Below are 11,551 nucleotides of genomic sequence, written 5' to 3'. Positions count from 1 at the left end.
CCATGTACGTACACAGGAGAGGCAAGCATAGATGCGCACTTAAGCGAAATTACTGCATGATGTCGAGGTCACGCGAGCGTCCTCGTGCGCGTTCCCAAGCCGACGGTGACGGCGTCGCCCTCATGGGCAACGCGAGCGTCCGCATTTCCCAGATCCTCGTCGGCGTCGTCTTGGCGTTCATGGCGACGATCCTCTATCGGACCTCGACCGATGCGATCGCCGTTCGCACGGCCAACGATACGCGTTCGCTCGGCGGTCGCGTCGCTCAGCGCGAAGCCGTTCGCATCGACCAGACGCTCGGCTCGCTCTTGACGCTCAAGAACGAATTCGAGACGACCGGCTTCGCACAGGCTCCGTTCGCACAGGCCGCGCGCTCGATGATGCGTTCGGATCCGATGATCGACGTCGTCGACTACTTCGACGAGAACGATCAGCACGTCGCACACGTCGAAGCGACTGGACGCGAAGCGTTCGGCATGCCGTCGCGCGCCGGCGCGAATCGGGTACCCGGTGCAGTCATCAGCGCGGTCGATCTCGTGCTGAGCGAGTCGACCGTGACGCGCACGACGACGTCGTCGCATGCGCTCCGCGTTCGCGATCCGTCGACCCCGCCGGGCGGCCAAGGCCGCCTCTTCGTCTACGTCGCCGAGCCGCTCGTGCGCCATCTCGATGTCACCGGAACGATCGTCGCGCGCATCGATGTCCAGCTGCTGTTGGCGGACGATCTTGCCGCGGTGCTCCCCGTGCCGTACGTGCTCGACGACGGAAGCGGCAGGCTGCAATCGGGCTCTCCGGGCGGCATCGCCGGTACCGGCGCGGGGACCCAACCCTACGTCCAAACGTTTTCGATCCCGTTCGCAGACCGCGCGTGGAGCCTGACGATCGCGCCGCCGCCGACCGATCAGCCCGCGCAGCCGTGGCTCTTCGTCTTGCTGTGGCTCGTCGCGTGGCTCGCGGTGAGCGTGCCGATCGAAGTCGTCGGTCAGATCAACCGGCGAGTTCGAGTGCTGAACGAAGGCCTCGAGGCGCGCGTCGCGGCGCGCACGCGCCAACTCCAAGCGAGCGTCGCGGAATCGCAGACGCTCGCGGCCGTCGTCGAGTCGGTGCACGAAGGCGTCATGCTCGTCGACGCCGATGGGATCGTCCGTTACGCGAACGACGCGCTCTGTCACGAACTCGGATGCACGCTCGACGACCTCATGGACAAAGCGGTGAAAGACTATCCCCCGCTCGCGATCTCGAAAGCGCAGCTCGCGGAGCTCTCGGACACGGTCGCCACGCGCGGCTATGCGTATCTCGAAACCGAGCGAACGCGCGTCGACGGCACGAAGTATTGGGCGGGCATCACGGTGACGCATCACAGCGACGAAGGCCTAAAAGACAAGATGATCGCGGTATCGCGCGACGTCAGCGACCGTCGCCGGCTCGTCGACGAGCTCGTCCACGCGAAAGAAGAAGCCGAACGTCAGATGCGTGTCAGCACCGATTTCGTAGGCACTGCGAGCCACGAGCTGCGGACGCCGGCGACGACGCTGAGGACGCTCTCCGCATTGCTCGGGCGCAAGGTGCTGCCGCGCTATCCGTTCACGGACGACGACGCGAAGCTTCTCGGCATGCTCGACTTCGAGACGCGGCGCCTCGCGAGTCTGGTCGACGACCTTCTCGAGGTGGCGAAAGTCGACGCGACCGAGGCGCCGCACGACGAGACGGACGTCGACCTGCGCGCGCTCGTGAGTGCCGAGGTCGACGCGACGTTCGCGCTCGACGCCAGGGCAGGTCCGGCGGTCGAGGTGCGCTTGCCCAACACGCCGGCGTACGTCCGAGCGGACGAAAACGCGCTGCGCCGGATCATCGTGAACCTCGTCGGTAACGCGAGGAAGTTCACGCCGGCGGACGGCCGCGTCACGGTCAGCGTCGAACGGCTCGGCGACCGCGTCCGTCTCGTCGTCGCCGACACGGGCATCGGCATACCGGAGGACGATCTGCCGCACGTCTTCGAGCGGTTCTATCGCGTCGAGCGCCCGGGCACCGAGATCCGCGGCACCGGCCTCGGGCTCGCGATCGTCGCGCGTCTCGTCGAGCGAATGCGTGGCGCCATCTCGATTTCGAGCGAGGTCGGGCACGGCACGACGGTGTCGGTCGAGGTGCCGGGCGCGCCCGGCACGAGCGCGGCCGATGCGCCCGCGGCGGCGAGCGCCTGATGGCGCGCGTCTTGCTCGTCGACGACGAGCCGGTGCTCCGCAGCGCGCTGCGGCAATACCTCGAGTTCGCCGGCCACGACGTCGACGAGGCACCCGATGGAGACGATGCGCTCGTCCAAGCGCGCCGGCAACGTCCTGACATCATCGTGTCGGACGTCCTCATGCCCGGACGCGATGGCATGTCGCTCTGCCGCGAGCTTCGCACGGATCCGGACTTCGCCGACGTCCCCTTCCTCTTCATTACCGCGCGCAACACGCAATCGGATCTCTTCGACGAGATCGAGCGCATCGGTGCGGGATGCGTCATCAAACCCTTCGAACCCGACCACCTCCTCGCCGCCATCGACGAAGCAGTCAAAAAGGACTAACGCATGCAGCCCCTCGCGATCCCGGGCGCCTTCACCTGGTCGGTGTGGCAGCCCGAACGCAACGTCTACTTCAACTCGCATTTCTTCACGCGCGACGCGGGCAACGTCGTCGTCGACCCGCTCGCCGCGTCCGATGCCGATCTCGTGCAAATGGATTCGCTCGGCGGCGTGGCGCTCATCATCATCACGAATCGCGATCACGAGCGCAAGTCGCGCGATCTCGCGGCGCGCTTCAAGGCGAAGATCGCAGCGAGCGAACGCGACGCCCCACTCCTGTCGGGCCCGGTCGACCTCGTGCTCAAGGCGGGCGACGAGCCGTTCGATGGCGCGACCGTCATCGCGCTGGAGGGTCTCAAGTCGCCGGGCGAGATCGCGCTATCGATGCCGAAGCATCGCGCGGCGCTCGTCGGCGACGCTCTTTGGGGCGATCCGGCGGGTGCGATCCGCATGCTGCCCGACGACAAACTCATCGACGCGCCGCGCGCGGTATTGAGCCTGCGGCAGTTATGGGCACTGCGGCTCGAGATGTTGCTCGTAGGCGACGGTCAATCGATCTTGGCGGGAGCCGATCGGATCATCGGCGACTTTCTGCAATCTCGTTCCGACGTCTACGTCAACCGCATCAACCTCGACGAGATCGAGCCGGAGACGTTCAGCGACCTAAGCGGCAAGTACGGTGCGACCGCTTACGAGACCGGTTGGCCGATCGGCGCCCGCCGGCTGGGCTACATCTTCGTCACGATGAAACCCGGAGAGCGGCTGTGCCCGATGCACTCGCACCAGCTCGAGGAGGAGATGTTCCTCGTCTGGGATGGCGAGCCGACGATCCGGACGCCGCGCGGCGACTTCGCGTGCCGCAAAGGCGACGTCATCAGCTTCCCCGTCGGCGACGTCGGCATGCACCAACTCGTCAATGCAAGCAAAGCGCCGTGCACGGTCTTCCTGCTCGGCAACGCGGAGCCGAACGAGGTCGCCTACTACCCCGACTCCGACAAAGTGCTCGTGCGTGGCCGCGGCCGCCTCATCGTTCGCGCGTCGCCGCGCCTCGACTACTACGACCGAGAGTAGCCTTCGCGTAGTCGAAGAGGACGGCGTTGAACGCGGCCTCGTCGGACGCATCGGGTTTCGACAGGTCGAACAGCATGGACGTCTGCGCATGCACCGCGTTCGAACCGTTGCGCGCTGCGAGCGAGATGTTCGGCTTCGACGCCGTCCACGGCGTCGTGTCGGGCTCGTCGAGGAAGAGCGACGTCATCGGCAGCGCACCGGCGTCGTACTGGCTCATCGGCGGCAAGCCCAGCACGAGCTCGATCGTCCGCAGCACCGAGCACTGCGTGAAGCCGTCGTGCGAGACGACTCGACGCCGCACCGGTCCGCCGGCGATGAGCGCCTCGGCGCGTTGCGCGCTGACATGGTCGGGGCCGGATTGCGAGTCGTCCTCGACGACGAAGACGACCGTGTCCTTCCAGTAGCGGCTGTGGCTCAACCGGTCGACGAGACGTCCGACAGCGTAATCGTTGCTCGCTTCCATCGCGAACGGCGTCCGATACCCTGGGCGCGTCGCAGCGGTGTGATCGTCGGGTAGGTAGACGATCTCTAGGTCGGGCAGGCCGCCGTCGCGATCGTACCCGTCGAACTCTCGCATCCATTCATCGATACGCGTCTGGTCGCTGACGTAGAGGTTCCAGCCCGGGAACTTGAGGTCGATTTTGCCGCGCAGAGACCGCGCCTGATAGTCGATCTTCTTGCCGTCTTGGATGATGAACTCGCCGTAATCGCGGACGGTGCGCCCATGAGCGAGCGCGTCGTTCCATAGATAGCCGGCATCGGGAACGGCCGGCGGATCGTCGGGGAAGAACGAATCGTTCTCGCGTCCGCGGCCGGCATATGCGGTCGGCCAGAGCTTCTCGACATAATCGTCCGCATAGGCGGCGGTCGCCCAGTTGTGGCCGTTGACGCTGACGAAGCCGTTCTCTTCGAAGTGATCCATGAGGACGAACTCGTCCGCGAGGCGGTGGATGTTCGGCGTGATCTTGCGGCCGAATAGCGCCAACGACTTATCGCCGTCGCCACGCGGATCGTCGCCGAGGATCTCGTCGTACGTCCGATTCTCCTTGATGATGTAGATGACGTGACGGACGAGCGCGCTCCGCGGCCGCGTCGCCGGGGCATCGCCATGATAGAGCGCGTCATCGCGCGCGGCGGCGAGCCCCTGTCCGAGCATCGACGAACCTTGCAACGGAACGCGTTCGAGATCACCTGTCAGGAGCGTGCCGATGTACTGGCTGTCGTCGGACTTGCGGATCGCGGAGTGGCCGAACTTCGGATTCGGATGACCGGAGACCCCATCGCCGTCAAGGACGAAGAGCGTCGATCCGTCGGCGGTGAGCGCGACGTCGGTCGGATACCAGCCGACTGGTATCGCGCCGGTCAGCTTGCCGGTCGAAGTCGACAGCGCCGCGACTGCGTTGTCGCCGGCGTCCGCGACGAAGAGCGTCTTGCCGTCGCGCGTAACCGCCAGACCGCTCGGTGTCGTTCCTTCGAGCGCATTCTCCCAAAGGCTCGGCTTGAACCGCGCACGGACCTTGCCGGACTTGACGTCGATGACGTCGACGACGTCGGCGTTGGCGCACGCCGCATAGAGCGTCGCGCCGTCCGGCGAGACAGCGAGAGCGTTCGGGTGATGGTCGACGACGATCGTCGCGATCGGCCGGCCCGTGCGTGCGTCGATGACGGCGATCGACGAGCCGCCCCAGTCGCTGACGTACGCGCGATCGCCGTCGGATGACAGCAGCACCGCTAAGGGCTCGGGTCCGGTGCGTGCGGTCCAGCGCAGCTTGCCGCTGGCCGTATCCACGGCGTACAGTTTCTGGGTCAACCCGCCGGTGACGTAAACGGTCGATCCATCCGACGATACGGCGAGGCCGTCGGTCCACGCATCGCCCTTCGCGAGCGCCCAAGTCGCGCGCGCTGTGAGCTTGCCGCTCGACTGGTCGAAGCCGAACACTTTGACGCCGCTCGCCTGGGCGGTCGCGACGTAAAGCGTCGAGTCGTCGGGAGCGAACTCGACGCCGTAAAAGACGCCGTCGAGCGGCTGCGTGTCGACGACGCGGCCGCTCGCGGCTTCGATGATCGACACGGTGGGCGGCGCATAGCCCGCGTTCGTCACCGCTATCCACTTGCCGCTGTTATCGAACGCCATGTGCAGCGGCAGGTCGCCGAGTGAGGTGAGCGCCCCCGCCGGCCGCACCGTCCAGCCGTTCGGGAGGACCGTCGCCTGCGCGTGCACCGCGGCGAGCAACATGAAGACGGCCGCAGTCGACACGACCGAGGCGAGGGCGAGCGACTTTCGCATCATATCTCCAATCATGACGGCGTGCGATTACGGGTGCATTAAGACGGGTCCCTTCGACCTTTGGCCAAATACGCTTAGGACATGGCCGCAGCACAAGAACAGGCGCCACCCGCGAAGACCCGCATCGTCATCCTCGGCGGAGGATTCGGCGGATTGTACGCCGCTTTGCGTTTGGAACGCTTGTTGCGACGTCGCGCCGATATCGACGTGACGCTCGTCAGCCGCGAGAATTTCTTCCTGCTTACGCCGATGCTGCCGCAGGTGGCTGCGAGCGGGATCGACACACGGCATATCGTCACGCCGGTCCGCGCGGTCCTCCGCCGCGTGAACTTCTTCGAAGCGGAGATCGAAGCCGTCGACCTCGATGCCAAGCTGGTGACGGTCGCGCACGAGGATGGCCCGCGCCACATCCTCGGCTACGATCATCTGCTGCTCGCCCTCGGTGGCGTCACGAACTTCTTCGGCATCCCTGGAGTGGCGGAGCACTCGATTCCGATCAAAACGCTGTCCGACGCGGTGCGGCTTCGCAATCACGCGCTCGACATGCTCGAACGCGCGGAGCTCGAGGACGATCCTGCCGTGAGAGCCTCACTCCTATCGTTCGTCGTCGTCGGCGCCGGATTCGCAGGCGTCGAGACGGCCGCAGAGCTCGACATCTTCGTGCACCGTGCCGCGCGTGCATATCACCGCTTCACGCCGGCGGACGTGAAGGTGAAGCTCGTCGATGGCGGCGCTCGCGTCTTGCCGGAGCTGCGCGAGCGTCTCGGTGAGCTGACGAAACGCACGCTCGAAAAGCGCGGCGTCGAAGTGCGCCTCGGCATCTTCGTCGCCTCCGCCGACGATCGGGGCGTGACGCTCAAAGACGGCAGTCGCGTCGACGGCGCGACGATCGTCTGGGCAGGCGGCGTTGCGCCGAACCCGCTCGTCGCTTCGCTTCCGATAGCGGACGCGCGGGGCCGAGCTCCAGCATCCGCCGATTTTGTCGTCGCGGGCCGGCCGGGTGTTTGGGCGATCGGCGATTGCGCTTCTATCATACCCCCGGAAGGCGGCCGTCCATATCCGCCGACCGCGCAGCACGCAGTACGGATGGGTCCGCACGTCGCGGACAATATCATCGCGGCGATCGACGGAAAGCCGCTGCGCCCGTTCGACTACAAGATGAAGGGGCAGATGGCCAATCTTGGCGAGCGCGACGCCGTCGCGATGCTCGGAGGCATCCAGGTCTCGGGTTTCCCGGCGTGGTGGTTATGGCGGACTTATTATCTGCTGCGCCTTCCGACGCTCGATCGCCGAGTGCGCGTCGCGATCGACTGGACGCTCGATCTCATCTTCCCGCGCGACATCGTCAAGCTCGCTCCCTGGGGAGAAGACGTAGCAGGCCGAGCGAAGCCCGGCTGATCTGATCTAGGATTGGACGCGACGTAGGATTAGAAACGCGTCTGCGCGCAAAACAAGCGCACCACCGAACCCGGCTATCTTCATCATATGACGATCGGAGGCTCGCATGCCGCGCGCGATCCGTATTTCCGCCGCCGCTGTTTGGCTGCTGGCTATCGTCGCATTAGCTCCGCGATATGCGGCCGCGCGCACCGCGGTCGATGTTCCCGGCATCGAGCCCGGCACTTCGACACCGATCGTCTTCGTCGATACCCTCCAGCAGTCGACACCGTGGTCGAGCACATCGCCGCTCGCGTTGTCGCCCGAAGGCGACGTGCTCGCGCTGCGTCCGGGCCAGGTCGCGTCGCGGATCGTCTTCGCTCCCGGCCAAGCGCACGTCGCGGGCGACTACGTGCTCCTCTACGCAGGGCGCGGCCGCTTTGCGTTCGAGGGCGGTCGGGTCATCGCGATGCGAAGCGGACGGATCGTCATCCGCGTGGGACCCTCGAATTCCGGCCTCGCGGTCGCACTCGTGAACGTCGACGCGCAGGACCCGCCGCACGATCTCCATCTCATCTTGCCGGGTTTCGAGAATTCGTTCGCGCGCCGTCCGTTCTACCCGGCGTTCGTCGCTTCGATGACGGGCGCGGACACGCTGCGGTTCGCGACGTGGTCGCACGCGAGTGCGCTCGTCTCATCGCAAGTGTGGCCGCTTCGCCCGCGCGTCGGCGATGTGACGCAAGCGCGCGATCGAGGCGTCGCTTGGGAATACCAGATCGAGCTTGCCGACGAAACGGGCGCGGACCCTTGGTTCGTCATCCCGGTCGGCGCGACGAACGCGTACGTCGCCGGCATGAGCGATCTGGTCCACCGCTTTATCGATCCGCGACTGCGCCCGTCATTTGAATACGGTGACGGCGTGCTGACCGTAGGATCGCCGGCCAATGCGTATGCGCAAATGGCGGCGCGGAACACCGGGCTAGCTCGAGATGCCGGCGACGCGGCGTCGCGCTGGTATTCGGTCCGGTCGAACCAGATCGAATCGATCGTCGCTCGCGTGTTCGGCGCAGACGCTGGGCGCGTCGGGTTCATGATCGCATCGCAAGACGGGTCGCGCGGCGATTCGACCGGCACAACGTGGCGGAAGATCGGCGATTCGACGTGGATGAACGGCGATGCGTCAACACACGCGCGCATCGTTCCCTCCGTCGCTTCGTTCGCTGTCGGATCCGATACGGCGCCGGCGCCGGATCGGCCCGGGCCGCCGCCGCAGGCCCTTCATTTCACGCCCCTGCTGTCGCCGGGGTCGCTGTCGCCGCGGGTCGACGGCTCGCACGAAGTCGCGTCGGCGATCGGCGATCCGCTGCAACTCGCCGATCTCACCGCCGAGGGGACGACGGACTGGATCGCGGTCTCGGCGCCAGGACGCTTCGAGCGCAAAGCACACGGTGGCCAGCTCGGCATTCGATTCGAGGGCTCGCAGGTGCGCGGCACGTCGCCCGGCTTTGCTGCGCTCGCCTGGCGCGACGGTGTCGGCGTCCGAAGCGGCTCGTCGTCGGCCGGCATCGCGTTCACGGGCTCGACGATCGCGCACGTGTCCGCGCCCGCCTCGCGTGGATCGAACGTCTTGCGGCTCTACTTCGGCCTGAGCTCTGCTACGGCGACGTTCGATGTGACGCTGGCCGGTGCGAGCATATCTCGGCGAACCGTCTCGACGCCGAGAGGCTCGCACGAGTACGTCTATACGCTCGTCTATCATTCATCGACGACGTCGCGCATCGACGTGACGCTTTCGATGACGAACCCGTCGCACGGCGACGTCGCGTTCTACGGCGCGACGCTGACCCCGCTGCCGGCGAACCTCTCGCTCGCCTCGTCGGACATGACGACGTACCACGGTGGGCCTTTCCGGCTCGGATGGGACATGGGAGAGACGCAGCTCAACACGACCAATGTCGCGTCGCAATTCGGACTGCTCGAAACGCTCGCCGTCGACGGCAGCGTGCTCGCCCAGCCGCTCTACCTCGAGCACTTCGCGCCGCTCGGCGGGCGCAACATCCTCATCGTCGCGACCGAGCACGCGTCGATCTATGAGTTCGACGCCGACACCGGCCAACAGATCAACAAGGTCCATTTCGGAACGTCGCAGAGCTCGCACGACGTCGGCTGTCTCGACATCCGCCCCGAGTACGGCATCACGGGAACGCCGGTCATCGATCCTACATCGCAGACGTTGTACGTCGTCGTCGCGACCGAGCCGTCGCTCGACCACTTCAAGACGCGGCTCCACGCGCTCGATATAGCGACGTTGGCCGACAAGATAGCGCCGGTCGACATCACGGCGTCCGAGACGATCAGCAACGGAATGCAGATCACGTTCGATCCGCAGCACCAGATGAACCGTTCGAGCCTCGTCCTCGCCAACGGATCCGTCTACGTGCCGATCGGATCGCATTGCGACAACAACGCGGGCGCAATCACCGGCTGGGTGCTGCGCTACGATTTCAACCTCAATCAGATCGGCAAGTTCGCGACCGATGAAGACTCGACGACCTATCTGCTCAGCAGCGTGTGGATGACTGGCTTCGCACCGGCGGTCGACACAGACGGCTCGCTGTTCGCCGTCACCGGCAACGGCGCGTTCGACATCGATCAAGGCGGCAAGAACTACGGCGAAAGCGTCATCCGGTTGAGCGCCGATCTGACGGCCGACCTTGACTACTTCACGCCCGACGACTGGCAGACGCTCAACGACGGCGACACAGACTTCGGATCGGGCGGCATCATGCTGTTGCCGGCGCAACAAGGTTCCGTGCCGAACGTCGCGGTCGCACAGGGCAAAGAGTCGACGCTTTACCTGCTCAATCGCGCTGCGCTCGGCGGAGTCCAAAACGGCGACGCCGGAGCGCTCCAGCACATCACCGGCACAGGCGGCGGCGTTTGGGGCGGACCTGCGTACTATAGCGGACCGACAGGTCAGTTCGTCTACTACCAGGCCGGCGGCGCACCGTTATCCGCGTACGCGGTCGAGCAAGGCCAAAACGGCGTGCCGAAACTTGAGCTGTCCTCAACGGGTTCGAGCTACTCGGGCTACGGAGGATCGATGCCGGTCGTCTCATCGTTCCTCCAAAAACCGGGCACGGGCATCGTCTGGCTCATCAATCGCAGTTCGCCGCTCAAGCTGGAAGCATACGACGCGACTGACGTATCGAAGATGCTCTTCAGCGCGGCGGCTGGGATATGGTCGAATCCGCAATCGAACGGATTCCTCACGCCGCTCGTCGCCGACGGCAAGGTCTTCGTGCCGGCAAGCGGCACCGTGACGGTCTTCGGCATCGGCGGCAAGCGGCTGCCGATCGCGCAGACAAACGCGTCGGGTCCGGTGACGCACCAAGTGCACGGCGTCGTCGTCTCGGCGACGTCGGCGACACTGCATTTGCGATTACGCGATGGACGTATCGTCTCGATCGACCTACGGCAAGCGGCTGCCGCGCGCACGACAGGCATGTTGCCGGTCGACAAGGCGGTGGTCGTATACGGCACGATCGACAAGCTCGGAGTCTTCCACGCGACGAGCGTCGGCCACACGAGCCAAAACCCGAAAGACTGGACCCCCGACAACTAGCGGAGGATCTTAAGGACCGTAGCGATCGAGCTTTAGCTCGACCGCCGCACTCTTACCTTATCAAAAATGGGGGGAGCGGTCGACCTTTACGGTCGACCGCCGCGGTCTTACCTTAGCGGGAGCATCGATACGGGAGCAATGATGCGAGGTCGTCTGCGGTCGACCATTAAGGTCGACCGCTCCATTATGTTCGACCGCTCCATTCTCCCGATGTGATGCGCTCTGCGCCTTCGGTCGAGCCGTTGTAGCGATACACCCACGCCTCGACGTCGTTTCCGTCATCCGTCTTCACGTGCATGGCGACTCGCAGATAGAGACTGCGCGACGGGTCGGTCGGTTCGAACTCCTCGACGTCGTCGAGCACATCGAGCGCGCTGGGAAGATCGGCGAAGCGATATAGCTCGCCCCGCACCGAACCCGTCCCTTCGATAAGTCCGGGATACCGTCCTAACGACAAGAGCACTCCATCAACGCTGCCATCACCCACGAACTCACCGCTCTCCATGTGATGGTGGAGTTCGTGACCGCGCATGAGAAGCCCATAGACGAAGACGAGATCGGGATCCGCCACGGTGTCCGCCATTCGTCACCGCAGCGCATGGTCTTTCATGCGCGTACGAGGCAA

Annotated in this window: 7 protein-coding genes; 5 read left to right on the top strand and 2 right to left on the bottom strand. The window is 65.4% G+C overall.

Going from position 1 to position 11,551, the window contains the following annotated elements:
- Positions 1–56 precede the first annotated feature (56 nt).
- Genes VFO25_10060 through VFO25_10050 form a run of 3 tightly spaced genes read left to right on the top strand, consistent with a single transcriptional unit; the run spans position 57 to position 3,637 of the window.
- A complete protein-coding gene (locus VFO25_10060) occupies positions 57–2,201 on the top strand; it encodes an ATP-binding protein (protein ID HET9343245.1) in 2,145 nt (714 codons plus the stop codon).
- Positions 2,201–2,569, top strand: a complete 369-nt coding sequence (locus VFO25_10055; GenBank protein HET9343244.1) for a response regulator — start codon at positions 2,201–2,203, stop codon at positions 2,567–2,569. Before VFO25_10060 ends, VFO25_10055 begins: the two co-directional genes overlap by 1 nt.
- Before the next feature lie 3 nt (positions 2,570–2,572).
- Entirely contained in the window at positions 2,573–3,637 is a 1,065-nt protein-coding gene (locus VFO25_10050; protein ID HET9343243.1) for a cupin domain-containing protein, read from the top strand.
- Here VFO25_10050 and VFO25_10045 read toward each other — a convergent pair.
- Positions 3,591–5,927: a bifunctional YncE family protein/alkaline phosphatase family protein gene (locus VFO25_10045; protein ID HET9343242.1), complete on the bottom strand. Its 2,337-nt coding sequence runs from the start codon at positions 5,925–5,927 to the stop codon at positions 3,591–3,593. The genes VFO25_10050 and VFO25_10045 overlap by 47 nt on opposite strands.
- A 78-nt stretch (positions 5,928–6,005) precedes the next feature.
- Between VFO25_10045 and VFO25_10040 the strand changes: the two genes are divergently transcribed.
- A complete protein-coding gene (locus VFO25_10040) occupies positions 6,006–7,322 on the top strand; it encodes an NAD(P)/FAD-dependent oxidoreductase (GenBank protein HET9343241.1) in 1,317 nt (438 codons plus the stop codon).
- Positions 7,323–7,428: 106 nt separating this feature from the next.
- Entirely contained in the window at positions 7,429–10,926 is a 3,498-nt protein-coding gene (locus VFO25_10035) for a hypothetical protein (GenBank protein ID HET9343240.1), read from the top strand.
- 184 nt (positions 10,927–11,110) lie between these two features.
- Here the strand turns inward: VFO25_10035 and VFO25_10030 are convergent, their stop codons facing one another.
- Positions 11,111–11,497, bottom strand: coding sequence for a gamma-glutamylcyclotransferase family protein (locus VFO25_10030; GenBank protein HET9343239.1), 387 nt, complete (start codon positions 11,495–11,497; stop codon positions 11,111–11,113).
- Positions 11,498–11,551: the final 54 nt, after the last annotated feature.

It is taken from the genome of Candidatus Eremiobacteraceae bacterium, from assembly GCA_035710745.1.
Lineage (GTDB): Bacteria > Vulcanimicrobiota > Vulcanimicrobiia > Eremiobacterales > Eremiobacteraceae > JANWLL01.
This window is presented reverse-complemented; position numbering and strand designations above follow the sequence as displayed.

What these genes read in the sequence shown, in the direction of transcription:
- VFO25_10060 (HET9343245.1), top strand. Translation starts at nt 57, where the DNA reads ATGATGTCGAGGTCACGCGAGCGTCCTCGTGCGCGTTCCCAAGCCGAC.
- VFO25_10055 (HET9343244.1), top strand. Translation starts at nt 2,201, where the DNA reads ATGGCGCGCGTCTTGCTCGTCGACGACGAGCCGGTGCTCCGCAGCGCG.
- VFO25_10050 (HET9343243.1), top strand. Translation starts at nt 2,573, where the DNA reads ATGCAGCCCCTCGCGATCCCGGGCGCCTTCACCTGGTCGGTGTGGCAG.
- VFO25_10045 (HET9343242.1), bottom strand. Translation starts at nt 5,927, where the DNA reads ATGATGCGAAAGTCGCTCGCCCTCGCCTCGGTCGTGTCGACTGCGGCC.
- VFO25_10040 (HET9343241.1), top strand. Translation starts at nt 6,006, where the DNA reads ATGGCCGCAGCACAAGAACAGGCGCCACCCGCGAAGACCCGCATCGTC.
- VFO25_10035 (HET9343240.1), top strand. Translation starts at nt 7,429, where the DNA reads ATGCCGCGCGCGATCCGTATTTCCGCCGCCGCTGTTTGGCTGCTGGCT.